General features: G+C 59.6%; 13 protein-coding genes. 5 read left to right on the top strand and 8 right to left on the bottom strand.

What is annotated here, in order from left to right; all coding sequences use genetic code 11:
* Positions 1–69: 69 nt before the first annotated feature.
* A complete protein-coding gene (locus tag HU765_RS07575; protein WP_186619598.1) occupies positions 70–1,872 on the bottom strand; it encodes an acyl-CoA dehydrogenase in 1,803 nt (600 codons plus the stop codon).
* A gap of 260 nt (positions 1,873–2,132) precedes the next feature.
* Positions 2,133–6,086, bottom strand: a complete 3,954-nt coding sequence (putA, locus tag HU765_RS07570) for a trifunctional transcriptional regulator/proline dehydrogenase/L-glutamate gamma-semialdehyde dehydrogenase (RefSeq protein WP_186619597.1) — start codon at positions 6,084–6,086, stop codon at positions 2,133–2,135.
* Positions 6,087–6,545: 459 nt separating this feature from the next.
* Here putA and putP point away from each other — a divergent pair, with 459 nt between their 5' ends.
* The 4 genes from putP to HU765_RS07550 all read left to right on the top strand — a co-directional run bounded on the left by putP (position 6,546) and on the right by HU765_RS07550 (position 11,394).
* Positions 6,546–8,030, top strand: a complete 1,485-nt coding sequence (gene putP / locus HU765_RS07565) for a sodium/proline symporter PutP (RefSeq protein ID WP_186619596.1) — start codon at positions 6,546–6,548, stop codon at positions 8,028–8,030.
* A 351-nt stretch (positions 8,031–8,381) separates the two neighbouring features.
* The gene (gene tssI, locus HU765_RS07560; protein ID WP_186619595.1) at positions 8,382–10,397 is read left to right on the top strand and encodes a type VI secretion system tip protein TssI/VgrG; all 2,016 of its coding nucleotides are present in this window, start codon (positions 8,382–8,384) and stop codon (positions 10,395–10,397) included.
* A complete protein-coding gene (locus HU765_RS07555) occupies positions 10,387–11,100 on the top strand; it encodes a DUF4123 domain-containing protein (RefSeq protein WP_186619594.1) in 714 nt (237 codons plus the stop codon). Before tssI ends, HU765_RS07555 begins: the two co-directional genes overlap by 11 nt.
* 66 nt (positions 11,101–11,166) lie before the next feature.
* Positions 11,167–11,394, top strand: a complete 228-nt coding sequence (locus HU765_RS07550) for a short-chain dehydrogenase (protein ID WP_186619593.1) — start codon at positions 11,167–11,169, stop codon at positions 11,392–11,394.
* An 83-nt stretch (positions 11,395–11,477) separates the two neighbouring features.
* Here HU765_RS07550 and HU765_RS07545 read toward each other — a convergent pair whose 3' ends face one another.
* Both HU765_RS07545 and HU765_RS07540 read right to left on the bottom strand, forming a co-directional pair.
* Positions 11,478–11,894, bottom strand: coding sequence for a hypothetical protein (locus HU765_RS07545; protein WP_186619592.1), 417 nt, complete (start codon positions 11,892–11,894; stop codon positions 11,478–11,480).
* Complete coding sequence (locus tag HU765_RS07540) at positions 11,891–12,352, bottom strand: T6SS effector amidase Tae4 family protein (RefSeq protein WP_186619663.1); 462 nt, start codon at positions 12,350–12,352, stop codon at positions 11,891–11,893. Before HU765_RS07540 ends, HU765_RS07545 begins: the two co-directional genes overlap by 4 nt.
* Positions 12,353–12,631: 279 nt before the next feature.
* On the opposite strand from HU765_RS07540, the gene rlmJ reads away from it, so the two are divergent.
* Positions 12,632–13,471, top strand: coding sequence for a 23S rRNA (adenine(2030)-N(6))-methyltransferase RlmJ (gene rlmJ, locus HU765_RS07535; protein ID WP_166218667.1), 840 nt, complete (start codon positions 12,632–12,634; stop codon positions 13,469–13,471).
* Between the two features lie 108 nt (positions 13,472–13,579).
* On the opposite strand, the gene msrA is transcribed toward rlmJ, so the two are convergent.
* The 4 genes from msrA to aceF all read right to left on the bottom strand — a co-directional run bounded on the left by msrA (position 13,580) and on the right by aceF (position 20,975).
* On the bottom strand, positions 13,580–14,245 hold the full coding sequence (gene msrA / locus HU765_RS07530; protein WP_186619591.1) for a peptide-methionine (S)-S-oxide reductase MsrA: 666 nt from the start codon (positions 14,243–14,245) through the stop codon (positions 13,580–13,582).
* 156 nt (positions 14,246–14,401) lie between these two features.
* Positions 14,402–17,098, bottom strand: a complete 2,697-nt coding sequence (locus tag HU765_RS07525) for a GGDEF and EAL domain-containing protein (RefSeq protein WP_186549440.1) — start codon at positions 17,096–17,098, stop codon at positions 14,402–14,404.
* Between the two features lie 254 nt (positions 17,099–17,352).
* A complete protein-coding gene (locus tag HU765_RS07520; RefSeq protein ID WP_186619590.1) occupies positions 17,353–18,750 on the bottom strand; it encodes an alkaline phosphatase D family protein in 1,398 nt (465 codons plus the stop codon).
* A gap of 275 nt (positions 18,751–19,025) precedes the next feature.
* Positions 19,026–20,975 carry a dihydrolipoyllysine-residue acetyltransferase gene (gene aceF / locus HU765_RS07515; RefSeq protein ID WP_186619589.1) on the bottom strand — a complete coding sequence of 650 codons (1,950 nt, stop codon included), beginning with the start codon at positions 20,973–20,975 and terminating at the stop codon, positions 19,026–19,028.
* Between the last annotated feature and the right edge of the window lie 2 nt (positions 20,976–20,977).

The raw sequence follows: 20,977 nt of genomic DNA, 5'->3' as shown, positions 1-20,977 counted from the left end.
AGCGCCACGAAACCCTGTGGGAGCGGGCTTGCCCGCGAAGACGGAATCAGCCGCTACGCATAATCCGGATCAGAACCACGCATCCTGCATCCCCAGGCACGTATCGTCCCGCGCCTCCAGCAAGTCCAGCTCATGCTGGCAACCCGGCACTTCCCACGTCAGAAAGTACCGCGCCGCCTGCAGCTTGCCCTTATAGAAATCGGCGTCCACCGCAGTGCCTTTTGCCAGACCTTCTTCGGCGCGAATCGCTTGCTCCAGCCAGCGCCAGCCGATCACCGTGTGCCCGAACACCTTCAGATACAGCGCCGAATTCGCCAGGCTGCTGTTGATCTTGCCTTGCGCCAGATCGGTCAACAAACCGAGGGTCACGGTTTGCAGGCGCGCCACCAGTTTTTCCAGCGGTTCGCGCAGTGCGGTCAACGAATCGTACGCCGTGGAGCGCTCGCCCGTGGCAGCGATCAGGCGGATTAACTGTTTCAACCCCGCCCCACCGTTCTGCGCCAGCTTGCGTCCAAGCAAATCCAGCGACTGGATGCCATGAGTGCCTTCGTGAATCGGGTTCAGGCGGTTGTCGCGGTAATACTGTTCCACCGGATATTCACGGGTGTATCCGTGACCGCCGAGAATCTGGATCGCCAGTTCGTTGGCCTTCAGGCAAAACTCCGACGGCCAGGATTTGACGATTGGCGTCAGCAGGTCCAGCAGCTCATGGGCCTGTTTGCGCTCGGCTTCGGTTTCCAGGGTGGTGGTGTCATCGAACAACCGCGCCGCATACAGGCCGAGGTCGAATGCCCCCTCGACGTAGGATTTTTGCGTCAACAGCATGCGTCTGACATCGGCGTGCTGAATGATCGCCACCGGCGCCGTCGTCGGGTCCTTGCTGTCCGGCACCCGACCCTGTGGCCGTTCGCGGGCGTATTCGAGAGAGTACAGATAGCCGGCATAACCAAGCATCACCGCGCCCATGCCAACGCCGATCCGCGCTTCGTTCATCATCTGGAACATGTAGCTCAAGCCGTGGTGCGGCTTGCCTACCAGATAACCGATGCACTCGCCGTTATCGCCGAAATTCAGCGCCGTGGACGTGGTGCCGCGCCAGCCCATCTTGTGGAACAGCCCGGCCAGCAGCACATCGTTGCGCTGGCCGAGACTGCCGTCGTCGTTGACCAGAAACTTAGGCACGATGAACAGAGAAATGCCTTTTACCCCCGGTGGCGCGTCCGGCAGCTTGGCGAGGACCATGTGCACGATGTTCTCCGACAGCGGGTGATCGCCGCCGGAAATAAAGATCTTGTTGCCCTTGAGGCGGTAAGTGCCGTCAGACGCAAGCTCGGCGCGGGTACGAATATCCGACAGCGACGAACCGGCATGCGGCTCGGTCAGGGCCATGGTGCCGAAGAAGCGGCCATCGATCATCGGTTGCAGGAAGCGCTGTTTCTGCTCGTCGGTGCCGAAGCTCTCGATCAGATTCGCCGCGCCCATGGTCAGAAACGGATACGAGGTCGACGCAGCGTTGGCCGACTGGAAATGCGCGAAGCAGGCTTGCGACAGCAAGGTCGGCAATTGCATGCCGCCGGCCCCGAAGCTTCGCGCGGCGTTGAGGAAGCCGGCCTCGAGAAAGGCATCCACCGCCGGTTTCACTTCGGGGATAAGAATCGCTTTGCCGTCTTCATAGCGTGGCTCGTTCTCGTCGCCTTTGCGGTTGTGCGGGGCGAAATACTTCTCGGCGATGCTTCGAGCAGTACCGATGGCAGCGTCGAAGGTTTCCCGGTTGTGCTCGGCAAAGCGCTCACGCCGGGTCAGGCCCTCGGCATCGAGGACTTCGTACAGCTCGAAAGCCAGATTGCGGGAACTGAGCAGCGTCTCGGACATGGTGGCTTACCTGAAAATGAGGTTGGGCCGAGTCTAGGGCGGGGGAATGAAGGCTGAACAGGATGATTGATGGCGGTGATGTTGGAGCCGAGCGCCGACTTTGCAGGCACCACAAAACAAATTGTGGGAGCGGGCTTGCTCGCGAACGCGGTGGGTCAGGCAACATTGATGTCGACTGATCCACCGCATTCGCGAGCAAGCCCGCTCCCACAGGGAATACATTCCAGGCGGCCATTGCGGTCGCCTGAATTTACAGCGGTTTAGCCGATGGTCATCAGACTGGCATTACCGCCCGCCGCAGCCGTGTTAACGCTCAGCGCACGCTCGATCACCAGACGCTCCAGCGCAATGTTGGTCTCGCCCTGGGACAAGCCCTGAACCCCAACGATTGCGCCGCCACGCTGGGCGATCTGCTGGCAAACGGCACGCAACTGGTCGGAATGGCCATGATGCAGAACGGCATCGAAGACCACCTCGTCCTTGTTCCAGTCGGCAACCCGTTTGATGCGTGCCTGAACTTCCTTCGGCAGACGTGCCAGCAAGGTTTTGGTCAGTTCGGATTCCGGCCAGACTGCCGAGCCACCGACGGCCAGCACCGCCGCCAGTTGCGTCAGCAGATCGCCTTCGACTTCTGCCAGACACAGCACGTGCTCGCGCGGCAGGATCGCGTAGCTGTTTTTCTCACCGGTCGGGCCGGCGAGCACACGGGTGATGCCGCTCTGCGATTGTGCCGCGTACTGCACGCACAGGCTGCTCAACTCAGCGAACTGGTTGTTGTCGGCCCAGGCTTTCAAGGCGTTCAGCGGTTGGCGCATGGCTTCGCGCAGACGAACGTCCGGCGCTACGGCAGCATCGCCGCGAGCAAAGGATTGTCCGATTGCGTCGGTCGGACGCGTTGACAGCAAGCGGTACAGATACAGCGGGCCGCCGGCTTTCGGGCCGGTGCCCGACAGGCCTTCGCCGCCGAACGGCTGCACGCCGACCACGGCTCCGACGATGTTGCGGTTGACGTAGACGTTGCCGGCGTTGACGTTGTCGATGACCTTGGCGATGGTCTCGTCGATGCGCGTGTGCACGCCCAGAGTCAGGCCATAACCGGACGCGTTGATCTGAGCGATCAATTGGTCGATCTCTTTACGCTTGTAACGCACCACGTGCAGGACCGGCCCGAAGATCTCGCGTTGCAGCTCGTCGAAGCTTTCCAGCTCGATCAGCGTCGGCATGACGAAGGTGCCGCGCTTGACCTCTTCGCTGTCGGCAATCGCCACCTGATACACGTTGCGACCTTTGTCGCGCATGCCCTGAATGTGTTTGTCGATGCCAGCCTTGGCTTCGGCGTCGATCACCGGGCCGATGTCCACCGACAGGCGCTCGGGATTGCCGAGACGGCTTTCAGCCATGGCACCCTTGAGCATTTCGATGACGCGATCGGCGGAATCTTCCTGCAGGCACAGCACACGCAGCGCCGAGCAGCGCTGGCCGGCACTGTCGAAGGCCGAGGACACCACGTCGATCACCACCTGTTCGGTGAGTGCCGAGGAGTCGACGATCATCGCGTTCTGGCCGCCGGTTTCGGCGATCAGCGGAATCGGCCGGCCCTGGCTGTCGAGACGGCCAGCGATGTTGCGTTGCAGCAAACGCGCGACTTCGGTGGAACCGGTGAACATCACGCCTTTGACGCGTTCATCACCGACCAGACCGGCGCCGACGGTTTCACCGCGACCCGGCAGCAGTTGCAGCACGCCTTCAGGAATCCCGGCTTCGAGCAGCAAGCGCACGGCTTGAGCCGCCACCAGCGGAGTCTGTTCGGCCGGTTTGGCCAGGACCGGGTTACCGGCGGCCAGTGCGGCGGCGACCTGACCACTGAAGATTGCCAGCGGGAAGTTCCACGGGCTGATGCAGACCACCGGACCCAGTGGGCGGTGGGCGTCGTTGCTGAAATCGTTGCGGGCCTGCACGGCGTAATAACGCAGGAAGTCGACCGCTTCGCGCACTTCGGCGATGGCGTTGGCGAAAGTCTTGCCGGCTTCGCGAGCCAACAGGCCCATCAGCGGCTGGATCTCGCCTTCCATCAAGTCCGCGGCACGTTCCAGAATGGCGGCACGTTCGGCTGGCGGAGTGGCCTGCCAGATCGGTGCGGCATTCAGTGCGCATTGAATGGCGTTGTCGACGTCTTCGACGGTGGCTTCCTGAACGTGACCGACCACATCGCGGTGATCCGCCGGGTTCAGCACGGCCGCAGGCGCTTCGTTGCTGGACGCGCAACCAAGCATCGGTGCGGCTTTCCAGTCGTTGTGCGCGGTTGCCAGTAAGGCGCAGGACAGCGAGGCCAAGCGATGTTCGTTGGCCATGTCGATGCCGCTGGAGTTGGCGCGCTCGGCACCGTACAGGTCACGCGGCAGCGGGATGCGTGGGTGCGGCAGGCCGAACCCACCTTCCACGGTCGCCATCTGCTCGATCTGCGCCACCGGATCGGCGACCAGTTCCTGAATCGAAATCGACTGGTCGGCAATGCGATTGACGAACGAGGTGTTGGCGCCGTTTTCCAGCAGGCGTCGAACCAGATAGGCCAGCAGGGTTTCGTGGGTGCCGACCGGTGCGTACACGCGGCACGGACGGTTCAGCTTGCCTTCGGAAACTTTGCCTACAACCTGCTCATAGAGCGGTTCGCCCATGCCGTGCAGGCACTGGAATTCGTACTGGCCGGGGTAATAGTTCTGACCGGCAATGTGATAAATGGCCGACAGGGTGTGGGCGTTGTGCGTGGCGAATTGCGGGTAGATGACTTCCGGCACCGACAGCAGTTTGCGAGCGCAGGCGATGTAGGAAACGTCGGTGTACACCTTGCGGGTATAGACCGGATAGCCTTCCAGGCCTTCGACCTGGGCGCGCTTGATTTCGCTGTCCCAGTAGGCGCCCTTGACCAGACGGATCATCAGGCGATGGCGGCTGCGGCGGGCCAGATCGATCACATAGTCGATCACGTACGGGCAACGCTTCTGGTAGGCCTGAATGACGAAGCCGATGCCGTTCCAGCCGGTCAGCTGTGGCTCGAAGCACAGGCGCTCAAGCAGATCCAGCGACAGTTCGAGGCGGTCGGCTTCTTCGGCATCGATGTTCAGGCCGATGTCGTATTGCTTGGCCAGCAAGGTCAGCGACAACAGGCGCGGGTACAACTCGTCCATCACCCGCTCGTACTGCGCGCGGCTGTAGCGTGGGTGCAGGGCCGAGAGTTTGATGGAGATGCCCGGGCCTTCATAAATCCCACGGCCGTGAGAGGCTTTGCCGATCGAGTGGATCGCTTGTTCGTACGAGGCCAGGTATTTTTGCGCGTCGACTTCGGTGAGTGCGGCTTCACCGAGCATGTCGTAGGAATAACGGAAGCCCTTGGCTTCGAACTTGCTCGCGTTGGCCAGCGCTTCGGCAATGGTTTCGCCGGTGACGAACTGCTCGCCCATCAGGCGCATGGCCATGTCGACGCCCTTGCGGATCATCGGCTCGCCGCTCTTGCCGATGATGCGGCTCAGCGATGACGTCAGGCCGGCTTCGTTGTGCGTGGAGACCAGTTTGCCGGTCAGCAGCAGACCCCAGGTCGCGGCGTTGACGAACAGCGACGGGCTGTTGCCCAGGTGCGGGTGCCAGTTGCCGGTGCTGATCTTGTCGCGAATCAGCGCATCGCGGGTGCCCTTGTCGGGAATACGCAGCAGCGCTTCGGCCAGGCACATCAACGCCACGCCTTCCTGGGACGACAGGGAAAACTCCTGCAGCAGGCCCTGAACAATGCCCGCACGGCCGCCGGCACTTTTCTGGTTACGCAGTTTTTCGGCGATGGTCGCGGCCAGTTTGTTGGTGGCTTCGGCCATCGCTGCCGGCAGGCGTGCCTGCTCGATCAGCATCGGCACCACTTCCGGTTCAGGACGACGGTAAGCGGCGGTGATCGATGCACGCAGAACCGACTGCGGCAGAATGCTCTCGGCGAATTCGAGGAAGCATTGGTGGGCGTGATCGGTATGCACTTCGCCGGCGTCGTCGACGTCCTTGGCGGTCAAACCGTTCAGCTCGGTCAGGGTTGCACCACCCTCGAGTTTTTCCAGGTAATTGAAAATTGCCTGCTTGATCAGCCAGTGCGGCGTGCGATCAATCGAGGTTGCGGCGGCCTTCAGGCGCTCGCGGGTCGGGTCATCGAGTTTGACCCCAAGGGTGGTGGTAGCCATATTTTTATCCTCATGGTTGCCACAGTTGCGTGGCATCAGCTGGCAGCAAGATTAGCCCTGCGTCGATTGAGGTGCAACCGGGTGCAACCCTTTTTTTGCCGGAATAATAGGCAACTCGTCAGGAATTGATTTCTCGTACCAGTGTACTGCTCCGGTTTGGTGCTTTTGCTTCTAGCAAAGGGCCATGACTGCCATAAAAGGGAGCAAAAACGGGGGTGTTTGTCGATAAAACCGACTAGGTGCAACTTATTCTCACGAAACTGGTTGCACCTTATTTGATTTGTTGCATAGCATTCGCGCCCTAGGTGCAACCGGGAATAACCCGAAGCACCGGCTGATGGCTTTCCTGGGGAAACATCAGTCTTAAATGCGCGGGATCCCGGATCGTCTGCCAAACGTCGTCGTTTGCGAGCGGTTCACCACCGCCGCTACATAAAAACAAAGCCAGGGCGTAACTCAATGAGCGTAAGCAATCCAACCCTGATCACGTTCGTGATCTACATCGCAGCAATGGTGCTGATCGGCTTGATGGCCTATCGCTCCACCAACAACCTTTCTGACTATATTCTGGGCGGTCGCAGCCTGGGCAGCGTGGTTACTGCGCTGTCGGCCGGTGCCTCCGACATGAGCGGCTGGTTGTTGATGGGCCTGCCGGGCGCCATCTACATGTCCGGTCTCTCCGAAAGCTGGATCGCTATCGGTCTGATCGTCGGTGCCTACCTGAACTGGCTGTTCGTTGCCGGCCGTCTGCGTGTGCAGACCGAGCACAACGGCGATGCCCTGACCCTGCCGGACTACTTCTCCAGCCGTTTCGAAGATAAAAGCGGCTTGCTGCGGATTATCTCGGCGGTGGTGATTCTGGTGTTCTTCACCATCTATTGCGCATCCGGCATCGTCGCCGGTGCCCGTCTGTTCGAAAGCACCTTCGGCATGTCTTACGAGACCGCGCTGTGGGCCGGTGCTGCGGCGACGATTGCCTACACCTTTATCGGTGGTTTCCTGGCGGTGAGCTGGACTGACACCGTACAAGCCACGCTGATGATTTTCGCGCTGATTCTGACGCCGATCATCGTCCTGCTGGCCACTGGCGGCGTCGACACCACGTTCCTGGCCATCGAAGCTCAGGATCCAAGCAACTTCGATATGCTCAAAGGCACCACGTTCATCGGCATCATCTCGCTGATGGGCTGGGGCTTGGGCTACTTTGGTCAGCCGCACATCCTCGCGCGTTTCATGGCAGCGGATTCGGTGAAATCGATTGCCAAGGCGCGTCGCATCTCCATGACCTGGATGATTCTGTGCCTGGGCGGCACCGTGGCCGTGGGCTTCTTCGGTATCGCATACTTCTCGGCGCACCCGGAAGTCGCCGGTCCTGTCACTGAAAACCCTGAGCGTGTGTTCATCGAACTGGCCAAGATTCTCTTCAACCCATGGGTTGCCGGTGTGCTGCTGTCGGCCATCCTGGCTGCCGTGATGAGTACCCTGAGCTGCCAGTTGCTGGTGTGCTCGAGTGCCTTGACCGAAGACTTCTACAAGACCTTCCTGCGTAAATCCGCTTCGCAACTGGAGCTGGTCTGGGTCGGTCGCGCCATGGTGCTGCTGGTGGCACTGATCGCTATCGCACTGGCCGCCAACCCGGACAACCGCGTACTGGGCCTGGTGTCCTACGCCTGGGCCGGTTTCGGTGCCGCATTCGGTCCGGTTGTCCTGATCTCGGTGGTCTGGAAAGAGATGACCCGCGACGGCGCACTGGCCGGTATCCTGGTCGGCGCGATCACCGTGGTGGTCTGGAAGCATTTCGAACTGTTGGGTCTGTACGAAATCATCCCGGGCTTCATCTTCGCCAGCCTGGCTATCTACATCGTCAGCAAGATGGGCGAGCCGAGCCGAGGCATGGTGGAACGCTTCGAAGCGGCGGAAAAAGATTTCAAGCTGAACAAATGATGCACTGAGCTTCGGCTCATACGAAAACGGCCCGTCTCCTACCGGAGGCGGGCCGTTTTTTATTGCCTGTATTTTCCCGGAAGAATGTGGAGATCCAATGTGGGAGCGAGCCTGCTCGCGAATGCGATCGTTCATTCAACGAATGTGTCGACTGACATGCCGCTTTCGCGAGCAGGCTCGCTCCCACAGGGGCGGTGGAGAGTTCGAGGTGTTTGTATGTAGTCGAAGGCTGCGCGTTCCGAAGCGCTTTCAGCGGGAGATGTAGGGCGAATCTGAATTTTCCGTCACCCGTCCAAGACCCCTTGCCCCTGATGCAGAATCGCCCGCCCTCATTTCGCAGAGAGACATCGGATGTTCGCGCCTGCCAATCAACCGCGTTTCACGTTGACCCTAGAAGGCGCCCAGCATGACCTCAAAGTCCTTGAGTTCACGGGCAAGGAAGCCATCAGCCAACCTTTTCGCTTCGAGCTGGAACTGGTCAGCGAGCGGCCGGACCTGGACCTCGAAAGCCTGCTGCACGGTCAGGCGTTTCTCAGTCTTGATGCTCGGGGCAGTGGTATCCACGGTCAGATTTATCAGGTCGGGCAGGGTGATTCCGGGAAGCGTCTGACACGCTACCACCTGAGCCTCGTCCCGCGTCTGACCTATTTGGGGCATCGCATCAACCAGCGAATTTTCCAGCATCAGAGCGTGCCGCAAATTGTCACGCAAATCCTCAAGGACCATTCGATTCTGCGCGATGCCTTCGAATTTCGCCTTGGCAGCGAATACCCGCAGCGCGAGTACTGCGTGCAATACGCAGAAAGCGATCTGGCTTTCATTCAGCGCCTGTGTGCCGAAGTCGGCATTCATTACCACTTTCAACACAGTCCTGAAAGTCATCTACTGGTGTTTGGCGACGACCAGACCGTATTCCCGAAACTGCCCGAGTCGACCCTGTATCTGCCGGGCAGCGGCATGTCGGTTGGTGCCCCGGCAATCCAGCGTTTCAACGTGCGGGTGGAAACGCGCACCAGTGTCGTCACCCGGCGCGACTACAACTTCGAAAAGCCGCGCCTGTCTCTGGAAAGTCGCAGCGATGGCGAGCAGCGTCCGGTGCTGGAGGACTACCACTTTCCCGGCCAATTCAACGATCGCGAAACCGGCAAGCACCGGGCGCGGCGTGCACTGGAACGGCACGTCGCCGATTATCGGCAGGCCGAAGGCAGCAGCGATGAGTCCTCATTGGTCTGCGGGCATTTCCTGCAACTCACCGAACATCCGCGCAGCGATTGGAATGACCTGTGGTTACTCACGTCCATTGAGCATCGAGGCCGCCAGCCGCAGGTGCTGGAGGAATCGGTGACCAGCGATGGCGAGTCCTTTCAGGGTTACCGCAATACCTTTGTGGCCACGCCGTGGGACGTGTTCTTCCGACCGGCATTGGCACCCGAAAAACCGCGTATATCGGGCTACCAGCCCGCCGTGGTCACCGGCCCGAAAGACCTGGAAATCCATTGCGATGAGTACGGTCGGGTGAAAGTGCAATTGGCCTGGGACCGTGACGGTGAACTGAACGAACACTCCAGTTGCTGGCTGCGCGTCGCCAGCGGCTGGGCGCATGATCACTACGGCAGTGTGCTGATTCCGCGGGTGGGCATGGAGGTACTGGTCGGCTTTATCGATGGCGATGCCGACAAGCCACTGGTGATGGGTTGCCTGCCCAACGCCGCGACGCCGGTGCCACTGGACCTGCCGGCAGACAAGACCCGCAGCGTCTTGCGCAGCCAGAGCAGCCCCGGCGGTGGCGGCTACAACGAGCTGCGCATCGAAGACAAAAAAGGTGCCGAGGAAATCTATCTGCGCGCCCAGCGCAACTGGACGCAGCATGTGCTGAATGATCAGCAGGTGCAGGTCGATAACCAGCGCAGCATCGTTGTCACGGGGCTCGCCCGGCATGAACTCAAGGCTGATGAGCAACGCATCACCCACGGCCAGCGCCAGACCGAGGTCAGGCAGAATGACCATTTGTCTGTGCTCGGCGACCAGCAGGTTCGGGTGAACAGCCAGGCCACCAGTGCCTCGGCGCAGATCCATATCAGCGCTGGTCAGCAAGTGGTGATCGACGGTGGCGCGAGCGCGACGATTCAGGCCGGTGGGCAGTGGATCAATATCGGCCCCGGCGGAATTTTCAGCAGCGTGCCGATTGTCGTGGGCGGCGCGCCGATGGCAGCGGCCAGTGCTGCACCGGTGGTGCCTGGGTTGCCGGACAAGCTCGCCGCAGCGCCGGCAGCCATCCTCACCGCCGCGCAAATCATGAGCTTCAAAGGTGATGCGCCATTCTGCGAAGAGTGTGAGCGGTGCAAGGGCGGTGTCTGTGCAGCTTGAAGAATTGACGCCCGAAGAATGGCTGGCGCGTCAGCCGCTACACGCGTCGGAGCAACTATTCGCAATTTTCAGCAGTGCCAGTGATGCCGAGGTGTTCAAAGCCTGGCAAGGCACGGCGAATCCGATCTGGGCCGAGACGAGATATGCCGGGTGGGACGCGGTGATGCCTTATGTGGGAATCGTCGCTGCTGACAGTAAGTTCGTGCGCTGGGTGGCTGAAACCGAATCGCGGGACTGGGGCTGGCTGGCGGTGTCTTCGGCGGGTCTTGAAGTGCTGGTCGAGCATTTTTGCAGCCTGACTCAGGTGCTGATGCCTGACAGTAAAGCGGTGTTTTTTCGCTTCTGGGATGGGCGGTTTTTGTTGCCCATTCTGCGGTCTCCGCAGGTCATTCCGGCGCAGTTGCTGGCGGTGATTTCGCGGGGCTGGATCAATGGACAAGCCGTTGAAATCGGTGGTCGGGCGTTGGTTTCGGGACGAGTCTTTCCTTGGTGGGCCGTGCCGCAAGCAGTGCTGGCGCAGACTGATGAAAGCGTACGAGTCAGCAACGTCCTGCAGTGGCTGCGCGAGGAGCATCCGGCCGTGTTCGAGGCGTTTCCAGAGGCGGTGTTGCGCTGCAAGGTCGGGCAGTTTTTTCAGGTTTCAGTGCCGCAAGATTCATCGCAGTCGACGTTACTGGCGTTTTTGCTGGCGGAGTCAGAATGAAAATTCGGGGGCGAACGCTTCGGATGATTCCTTCGAGTTGCAGCGGTTTTCAACAACTGGTGAGTGATGGGTTGCAGCGTCGACATCCATGCGCCCTTCGACGCTCTGATAGACGCCGCCAACCACCGTATTCGCACCGTCGTCCAAGTGCTGGAAAATCTGTGTATGCGCGGTTCGATCGAGTGTGACTCGATGATTCTCAGCGACTTCACCAAACTCCGCGCCATCCCGCTGCGTGATGGCTGCGATGTGCTGGACGTGATCGGAAGACGCTTGGGTGCCATGCCTTCCTGAGGAAGATCGCAGTCTGCGTGCTCCCTGGGTGTACGCCGATCCCGTGGAGCTGCCGCAGGCTGCGATCCTTGCTGTTGCAATGGTCAATCAGAGACGTACGGATCCTGTGACTTGATAAAAGAGTCGAATGCAGGAGAGTTGTAAATTTCGAGGCAAGAGTAGAAGACGATTTTTTTGCCTGACTGTTTACTGACTGAGGAGTGCTTCGCGTACGCCTCCCTCATGTATTTTTCGGTTTCCGCGTAAGGATCATGGCTGATTTCAAGCGTGTCCTCATTTTGCGAAATCGCATGCTGCCCCTTCCCCATGGCAGAGTAAGCACCAATAGCAAGGCCGAGGTCCGACTTGATGTCGGAGTCACCCTTGAATTGATTCGATATGCAGTTGGCGAGGCCGTAATTTTTCAGTGAGATTCTCGCGTCGTTTACATCCAGTTCACTTGAGATGGCATTTGCAGATACGCCAAGAATTCCCACTGCGATGAGAAACCGGAATTTCATCCTTTTAACTCCCAGAAGTTGATTTTTTCCAGCTTCACGTCTGGCCGGTCGTAAGTATGGCTATCAGGGCGATGGTAATCACTGTTGTCACCGGTGACGCTACCGTTCCACAAAGTCGCATGGCCTGTCGCGTCGCTCCAACCGGTAATCTCCATGATAATCACACCTTTCCTGCCGTTAATAAAATCTGCCTCACTCATCTTTAATTCACGATCGGGGGAACCCCAATTGTGTTTGAGAAACGTCAGAAAATCTGCAACTTTCATGATGTAAGGAAGCTGGTCTGCACCGGCCAGCCGATAGATAGACTTGCCCGGGATGATCGTTCCTTTAGGGATTTTGTATCCGCCATAATTAAATCCCCTGCTTATCCTCAAAGCACAAGCGTTCGCGTACGCGTCAGGCTTTTCTGCTCTGGCCGCCTCAACGTTACCGCCAACGAGCGCATAAACATCAATCGAACTTTTGAGTCCAACCTCCCCATGAGAACGTTCTTCGCTGAATACTCTTCGGTTTCGCTATCAAGAGGATGACGGTAGAAAAGCTTGCAACACTATGTTCACCACCACCAAAGACGGAAGATTGAGTGATTTCATCATCCTCAGCGATGTCGCCAGACTCTGCGCGCGCCCACTGCGTGATGGCTGCGATCTTTTGAGTTGGCGATCCGCTCAGCCGCCAACCCCTGACTTGCCGCCCGGTAAAAGGTAAACTTTGCGGCCCTCGCAGGAGCAGCCATGAATTATCGTCACGCCTTCCATGCCGGCAATCACGCCGATGTGTTCAAACACCTGACCTTGACCCGCCTCATCGCCCTGATGTCGCGCAAGGAGCAGCCGTTTGCTTATCTCGACAGCCACGCGGGCATTGGCCTGTATGACTTGCAGGGCGATCAGGCCAATCGCACCGGCGAATACCTGGAAGGCATCGCGCGGCTATGGGATCAGCCGGACCTGCCGGCGCTGACCGCCGACTACATGAAGGTGCTGCACGACATGAACCCGGATGGCCAGTTGCGCTATTACCCGGGTTCCCCTGAGCTGGCGCGGCGTCTGACCCGGCCGCAGGATCGGGTGATGCTCAACGAGAAGCACCCGGAAGACGGCGTGCTGCTCAAAGACAACATGGCCGGCGACCGTCGGGTGAAAGTTCATCTGGGCGAAGGCTGGCATGTGGCGCGGGCGATGTTGCCGGTGCAGGAAAAGCGCGCGGTGATGCTGATTGATCCACCGTTTGAACAGCTCGACGAGATGCAACGTTGTGCGGCGTCGATGAAAGAAGCCATCGGGCGCATGCGTCAAACCGTGGCGGCAATCTGGTATCCGGTCAAGGATCAACGTGCGTTGCGGCGTTTCTATCAGGACCTGGCTGGCACGGGCGCACCGAAGTTGCTGCGTGTGGAATTGCTGGTGCATCCGCTGGACACGCCCAACAGCCTGAACGGTTCGGGCCTGGCGATTGCCAATCCGCCTTGGGGGCTGGAGGAAGAATTGCGTGAGTTGCTGCCGTGGCTGTCGAAGAAGCTGGGGCAGACTCAGGGCGGCTGGCAGATGGATTGGCTGATTGCCGAGAGTTGATCAGTTGGTTTGATGGCGTCTGATCCGACGCCTTCGCGGGCAAGCCCGCTCCCACATTGGAACGCATTTCAAGTGTGGGAGCGGGCTTGCCCGCGATGGTTTTGGGGATCAGTTACCCGCCAGGCTTGCTGGCATGCACACACCGGTACCGCCAATCCCGCAGTACCCTTCAGGATTCTTCGCCAGATACTGTTGGTGATAGGCCTCGGCGAAGTACACGGTCGGTGCCTGATCGATCTCGGTGCTGATTTCACCCAGGCCGGCCTTCAGCAGTTCAGCCTGATACACGGCTTTGCTCTTCAGCGCGGCGTCCAGTTGCTCCGGGCTGGTCGCGTAGATTACCGAGCGGTACTGCGTGCCGATGTCGTTGCCCTGGCGCATGCCCTGGGTCGGGTTGTGCAGTTCCCAGAACATCGCCAGCAGCTCTTCGTAACTGACCTTGGCCTTGTCATACACCACCAGTACCACTTCGGCGTGGCCGGTCAGGCCCGAGCAGACTTCTTCGTAGGTCGGGTTCGGTGTGAAGCCGCCGGCGTAACCGACGACCGTGCTGACCACGCCTTCGCGCTGCCAGAAACGCCGTTCCGCACCCCAGAAGCAGCCAAGACCGAAGATTGCAAAGTCGACGTCCTGAAAAAACGGGCCGAGCAGTGGAGTGTCTTTGAAGACAAAGTGTTTTTCCGGCAGGACCATCGGGGTTTCGCGACCGGGCAGGGCTTGTTCTTTGGTTGGGAGCACGTTTTTGTTCACCAGGATTTCCGAGCGCAGAACCATGAGCGTTCCTCTCAGTCAGGTTGGGGGTAAAAAGTCAGACCGTCAGTGTGCCGAATGATGCCGCACTAATCACTACTCAAAAAATATGGATATAGCCCTTGTGGGAGCAAGCCCGCTCCCACAGAGGCGTTCATCCAAATAGGCGTTTGAGGTGTTTCAGAGGCAAAGCGGCCCGCGCGGATAGCGCTTGAGCGCCTGGATCAGTTCGGCGCCGGGAATCGGTCGGTCGAACAGGTAGCCCTGGCCGACGTCGCAACGATGCCGGCGCAGAAAGGCCAGTTGCTCAGCGGTCTCGATGCCTTCGGCCACGACCTTGAGTTTGAGGTTGTGGGCCATGGCGATCACGGCGGAGGTGATTTCCATGTCGTCCTGGTTGTCGGGGATTTCGTGGATAAAGCTGCGATCGATCTTGATGATGTCGATGGGGAATTTTTTCAGATAGCTCAGCGACGAGTAACCGGTACCGAAGTCGTCCATGGCCAGGGTCAGGCCCAGACGCTTGAGCTGGTCGAGCTGCAAGTGCGTGTCTTCGGTGGCTTCCAGCAGCAGGCCTTCGGTCAGCTCCAGTTCCAGCAGTTTTGCCGGCAGCGCTTCTTCCTTGAGGATGTTGGCGATGGAGGCGACCAGGTCAGGGTCGGAGAACTGTTTTGGCGACAGGTTGATCGCCACTTGCAGGTTGCCCAGGCCGGCGGCGGTCAGGGCTTTGCTCATGCGGCAGGCCTGACGCGCGATCCACTTGCCGATCGGAATGATCAGACCGGTCTCTTCAGCAACGCTGATGAACTGGTCCGGGCGGATCATGCCGCGCTCCGGGTGATTCCAGCGCAGCAGCGCCTCCATGCCCAGCAGGCGCCCACTGCGCAGGCACAGCTTGGGCTGATAGAACACGTCCAGTTCGTTCTGCGTCAGGGCGCGGCGCAGGTTGTTCTCGACGAACAGTTTGTAACTGGCTTCGGCGTTCAATGCTTCGGTGAATACCTGCACCTGATGCTTGCCGTTGGCCTTGGCCTTGTGCAGTGCCAGACCGGCGTTGCGCATCAGGGTTTGCGGATCGCGCCCGTGCAGTGGTGCGCAGGCCAGGCCCACGGAGCCGGTGACACTGATCAACTGATTGTCCACGAACATCGGCTTGTCGAGGGTCATCAGCAACTGGCTGGCGATCTGTTGGCCGGCCTCAAGGCCGGTATTGTCGAGCAGCACGGCGAACTCGTTACTGGCGAAGCGGGCAAGGCTGCCGCTCGGGCTGAGGCTGTTGCGCAGACGCCGGGCCAGGCTGATCAACAGCTTGTCGCCGGTCTGGTGGCCAAGGCTGTCGTTGATCCGCTTGAAGTTGTCGATGTCCACCAGCAACAGGCTGATCGGCGTGTCGCTGTCACGGGCGAAACGCTCGTCCAGGTTGCGGATAAACGCCGGGCGGTTACCGAGGTTGGTCAGGTTGTCGGTGTAGGCCAGGCGCTCGATACGCTGTTGCGCCAGTTTGGTCTGGGTGATGTCTTCGTAGATGCCGATGTAATGCGTCAGTTCGCGGTTGTCACCGTAGACCTTGGAGATCGACAGCTGGCCCCAGTACGGTTCGAGGTTCTTGCGTCGGCTTTTGAATTCGCCCTGCCAACTGTTGCTCTGGGCCAGCGCCGAGGGCGCGTCGAACAGCAACTCGCTAAGGTTTTCCAGGGCCGGCAGCTCGGACAGGCGCTGGCCGTGAACTTCTTCGGTGGTGTATTGGGTGATTGCGGTGAAGCTCGGGTTGACGTATTCGACCACGCCGTCGCAATTGACCAGCAAAAAGGCGTTGGCACTTTGCTCGACTGCGCGCTGGAACAAGTGCAGGGCACTGGTGGCAGTGCGGCGATTGTGGTTGTTGATCACCTGCGCGAACTGGTCGGCCAGTTCACCGGCAAAGGCAATTTCGTCGGACTGCCAGGCGCGGGTCACACCGGTCTGCTCCAGGCACAGCACGCCGACAACCTGACCGTCGACGCGGATGCTCGCATCGAGCATGGCATTGACGTCACGCGAGCGCATTGCCTCAGCCATCTCGCGGGTGCGCGGGTCATGCAAGGCGTTGTGGGCATCGATGGCGCGGCTACTGTGCAGCGCTTCCATGTAGTCAGGGAAGCCGCTGATGTCGATGGCGTCTGGCAGGATGTATTCCTGGGTCGCCCGATGGTAGGCCGAGATCGGCAGCAAGTGCTGGCCTTCGAGATTCCACAGGCTGGCTGAGTCGATCTCATAGATATCGCAGGCGCAGCGGGTGATCAGTTCGGCGGCTTCTTGCAGCGAATTGTGAGTGCTGTAGCGCTGACGGGCGAGTAGTAGAATCAAGTCTTGCTGGGCGCGCACGCGTTCCAGATGTTGCAGTTGTTCCTGCTGGGCGCGCTGGTTCAGCTCCAGCGCGATCTGCAGGCGGGAATTCTGGGTTTCCAGGTCGACCGATGGCAAGGTCGGCGCGTCGTCGTACACGTCATCGACCGCCAGCAAATAGCCGCGCAGCAAGTGCCGGTTGTGTTGTCGGTACGCTTCGCCGAGTTCCAGGATGCTCAAGGCCCCGGCCACGGTGTGCAGCGTGTAGCGCACCAGATAGTGGGGGCTGGTAGTCAATTGCTGCTGGATGGCGTCGTGCAGTTGATAGCGCGCTTCGGGCTCCATGAGGCTGGCGTAGGGCGAACCGACCAGTGCGCACAATTCCACGGCCGGCTGACCGAACTGGCGTTCGCAGTTGGGATCGAGGAACAGCATCGCCCAGCTCGCTTCATTCAAGCGCTCGAAACGCAGCATGCCGAGCCGCGAGGGCACAGGCAACTGCGTCACTACCTCGGCCGCCATACGGCTGGCGGCATCGGGTTGGCTTTTCATCAAGGAAACTCGCTTGGAAATATGCTGAACGCGCCGGGCTCTCGCCCTCTTTACTGTTGCCTGCGGCAAGGTTGCATCATTGCGGCACTGACTGACAAGAGAGATGAAGGCCAAGTGCTATAAGAATATGTCGGCTGCAACGAACATTTCTCCAGCGGGTGTCAGAAAAGATCAAATGATCGCAGCCTTCGGCAGTCCCGACAGGGAACGCATACCCATGTAGAAGCTGCCGAAGGCTGCGATTTTTTTGGGTTTCAGCGCAGTTTCAGCGTGATCGACTGCAGCGGTTTGCCATCGCGATCATGGTAATTCACCACAATCCGATCAGCGTCGACGACCACGTGCGCAAAGTTGTCCTGGCTGACCACGGCACTGGTCAACTCATGCCGATAATCACCGGCAGCCGTGCGCGCCAGTGGTTGATCGAGGATAAAAGTGGAGGCCTTGGCATAGGGCAACAGCTTGCTGTTGCACAGCGGTGAAGAGACGATGGTGTGAACTTCGAAATCCGGGTAGTTGCTGTGAGTCAGGCGACTGGTGAGCGAGCCGTGAACATCGCCGGAGACGAACACGACGTTTTTGATCCGCCGGGTACGGATGGTTTCCAGCAAGCGCAGACGTTGCTCGGGAAAGCTCTTCCAGGCGTCGTCGCCGTGGAGTTTGCGATCCGGATAGAACATCACGCTGGTTACCACAAACTTGACGCGCGCAGGGCTGTTTATCAGCCATTTGAGTAGTGCCAGTTCCTGCTCTTCATCCAGAATGCGGCGGTCATCGGCCGACAAGTTACGCCGCGTGCGGCTGTCGGTAACAAACCATTCGATATCACCGTCGCTGAACTGATACCAGTAATGATCAAGTTTGGCATGGTTTATCTGGCCAGTAGAAGTTAGTTCATGGGCCGGGCTGTGGCTGACCTGATACAACTCGTAGGCAGCCATGGCATTGCGATACAAGTCGCTGTCGGACTTGCTTGCGTTGGCCGGCCAGTTGTCTTCGATTTCATGATCATCGAGGATCATATAAGTCGATGTGCCGGACATCAGGCGTTGAATGTTGGGCTGTGAAAAGGCTGCCCGGTATTTGGCAAGTATGTCTTTGTATTCCCGGTCCGGGGCAATCACGTTCAAGTCGTCGACATAGATTTGATCGCCGGTCATCAATGTTGCGCTGATCGGCGGTTGTGCGCCTTCAATCAATTGGTTGATCGAAGCGAATATACGGTCGCCCAGTTGCGGCAGCGAGGCGATGCCGGCGGTCATGCGCAAGTAGCGGCACGACCCGACTATGTACGCTCTGGATTGCACGGGCTTAGTGGAACGCGTGCGCAGGCGGTAGATTTCCCGTGGCCATTGCAGGGGCAACTCCGCGACGCTGTCCCTGGTATGTACCGGACTCATCGGGCTGAACCAGCCTGTCTGGTATTCGTATTCGGTATCGCTACTCAAGTTGTTGAGCGCGAAAACATCGGACATATCACGCCGTTCACTGAGCTGCACGAAAATAGGCTTTGCCCATTGTGTTGTTCCGTATGTGCGATAACGCAGGGCGGCAAATACCAATGCGTTGTGTTGTGAATTACCGCGAATAAATATTCGCGCGTGGTTAGTTGTAACGTGGCCGATGATCGGGCCAATGGTTGGTTTTAACATGTCGAGTCCGTTCGAATGAAGGCAGGATAAAGTTATATTTTGCGCGGCGCTGTTAGTTGGCGTTGCTGTTTTAAGGTTAGTTGTGTGGCGAATAAAAATATTGGCGTGAAGTTGACGCAGCTTGTGGCCGATGTCAGCGCTACTTGTGGGAAATATGCGGGGTGGTTTTCTTCAGGCAAAAAAAAGCCCCGCCAAACTGACGGGGTTGAGGTACGAGCGTGTGGCGCTCGAAAGGGTGCAGCAAACGGCCCTCCGTGGCTGGAGGGCCGTTTGAGTTACAGCAGGATCGTGCGGATGTCGCCCAACAGGCTGCCCAGACGCTGGGTGAAGCGTGCAGCTGCAGCACCATTGATCACGCGGTGATCGTAGGACAGCGACAGTGGCAGCATCAGCTTCGGCTGGAAGGCTTTGCCATCCCAGACAGGCTGGATGGTGGCCTTGGAAACACCGAGGATCGCCACTTCCGGCGCGTTGACGATCGGCGTGAAGCCGGTGCCGCCAATATGACCGAGGCTGGAAATGGTGAAACAGGCGCCTTGCATCTCGTCCGAGGACAGCTTCTTGGTGCGAGCTTTTTCAGCCAGCGAAGCTGCTTCGGCCGCCAGTTGCAGCAGACTCTTCTGGTCGACGTTCTTGATGACCGGTACGAGCAGGCCATCCGGGGTGTCGACGGCGAAGCCGATGTTCACGTATTTCTTGCGGATGATCGCCTTGCCGCTTGGTGCCAGCGAACTGTTGAAGTCCGGCAGTTCCTTGAGCAAATGCGCGCAGGTCTTGAGCAGCAGCGGCAGGATGGTCAGCTTGACGCCAGCCTTCTCGGCCACGGCTTTTTGCGCGACACGGAAAGCTTCCAGCTCGGTGATATCTGCCGAGTCGAATTGCGTCACGTGTGGCACGTTCAGCCAGCTGCGGTGCAGGTTGGCCGCGCCGACCTGCATCAGGCGGGTCATCGGCACTTCTTCGATTTCGCCGAAACGGCTGAAGTCGACGACCGGGATCGGCGGGATGCCCGCGCCACCGGTAGCGCCGGCAGCGGCCGGTGCTTCCTTGGCCTTCTGCATCATTGCCTTGACGTAAACCTGCACGTCTTCTTTCAGGATGCGACCGTGCGGACCGCTGGCGCCGACGGCGCTCAGCTCGACGCCGAACTCACGGGCCAGTTGACGCACGGCGGGGCCGGCGTGAACTTTCGCGCCTGGCTTGGCCGGTGCAGCGGCTGGAGCGGCGGGGGCAGCCGGTGCAGCCGGAGCAGCAGCGGCAGGGGCCGGAGCGCTTGGCGCAGCCGCTGGAGCCGGGGCAGCAGCAGGTGCCGCGCCTTTGACTTTCAGCTTCAGAATCAGATCGCCGGTGCCCACTTCGTCATCCAGCTTGATCGAAACGCTTTCGACCACGCCGGCGGCAGGCGATGGAATTTCCATGCTCGCCTTGTCGGATTCCAAGGTGATCAGCGACTGGTCGGCTTCGACGGTATCGCCCGCCTTGACCAGCACTTCGATGATCTTCGCCTTGCCTGCCGAACCGATGTCCGGGACATGAATGTCCTGAACAGTGTCAGCGGCCGGTGCCGCCGGAGCAGCCGTCGGGGCTGGCGCAGCGGCAGCAGGCGCGGCAGCCTGAGCCGGAGCGGCAGCAGCGGGGGCCGCAGCACCTGCCACTTCCAGATCCAGAATCAGGTCGCCGGTGCCGACTTCGTCGTTGAGCTTGACGCTGATGGCCTTGACCACGCCAGCGGCAGGCGAGGGGATTTCCATGCTCGCCTTGTCGGATTCCAGAGTGATCAGCGATTGATCAGCCTCGACGGTATCGCCGACCTTGACCTGGATCTCGATGATTTGCGCCTTGCCCGACGAACCGATGTCCGGCACATGCACTTGCTGTACCGAAGCGGCAGCAGGAGCAGCGGCGGGTGCGGCGGCTGCAGGTGCGGCAGTCGGTTTTTCTTCAGTTTTGGCGGCTGGCGCAGCAGCGGGGGCCGGGGCGGCTTCAGCAGCGCCCTCGACTTCCAGCTCCAGCAGTTCGTCGCCTTCTTTCAGGCGGTCGCCCAGCTTCACTTTCAGGCTCTTGATGACGCCGGCCTTCGGGGCAGGCACTTCCATGCTGGCCTTGTCAGATTCCAGGGTCAGGATGCTCTGATCGGCTTCGATACGGTCGCCGACCTTCACAAACAATTCAATTACTTCACCTTCACCGCTGCCGATGTCAGGTACGCGAATGAGTTCGCTCACAA

Origin of the sequence: Pseudomonas sp. SWRI81, assembly GCF_014268545.1 — a bacterium.
In the GTDB taxonomy this organism is placed as follows: Bacteria; Pseudomonadota; Gammaproteobacteria; order Pseudomonadales; family Pseudomonadaceae; genus Aquipseudomonas; species Aquipseudomonas hamedanensis.
The sequence above is the reverse complement of the archived record's forward strand: the minus strand, read 5'-3'. Positions and strand labels throughout refer to the sequence as shown.

Bases quoted from the DNA above. Each gene is read 5' to 3' on its own strand.
- HU765_RS07575 (WP_186619598.1), bottom strand. From the start codon at position 1,872: ATGTCCGAGACGCTGCTCAGTTCCCGCAATCTGGCTTTCGAGCTGTAC.
- putA (WP_186619597.1), bottom strand. From the start codon at position 6,086: ATGGCTACCACCACCCTTGGGGTCAAACTCGATGACCCGACCCGCGAG.
- putP (WP_186619596.1), top strand. From the start codon at position 6,546: ATGAGCGTAAGCAATCCAACCCTGATCACGTTCGTGATCTACATCGCA.
- tssI (WP_186619595.1), top strand. From the start codon at position 8,382: ATGTTCGCGCCTGCCAATCAACCGCGTTTCACGTTGACCCTAGAAGGC.
- HU765_RS07550 (WP_186619593.1), top strand. From the start codon at position 11,167: ATGGGTTGCAGCGTCGACATCCATGCGCCCTTCGACGCTCTGATAGAC.
- HU765_RS07545 (WP_186619592.1), bottom strand. From the start codon at position 11,894: ATGAAATTCCGGTTTCTCATCGCAGTGGGAATTCTTGGCGTATCTGCA.
- rlmJ (WP_166218667.1), top strand. From the start codon at position 12,632: ATGAATTATCGTCACGCCTTCCATGCCGGCAATCACGCCGATGTGTTC.
- msrA (WP_186619591.1), bottom strand. From the start codon at position 14,245: ATGGTTCTGCGCTCGGAAATCCTGGTGAACAAAAACGTGCTCCCAACC.
- HU765_RS07525 (WP_186549440.1), bottom strand. From the start codon at position 17,098: ATGAAAAGCCAACCCGATGCCGCCAGCCGTATGGCGGCCGAGGTAGTG.
- HU765_RS07520 (WP_186619590.1), bottom strand. From the start codon at position 18,750: ATGTTAAAACCAACCATTGGCCCGATCATCGGCCACGTTACAACTAAC.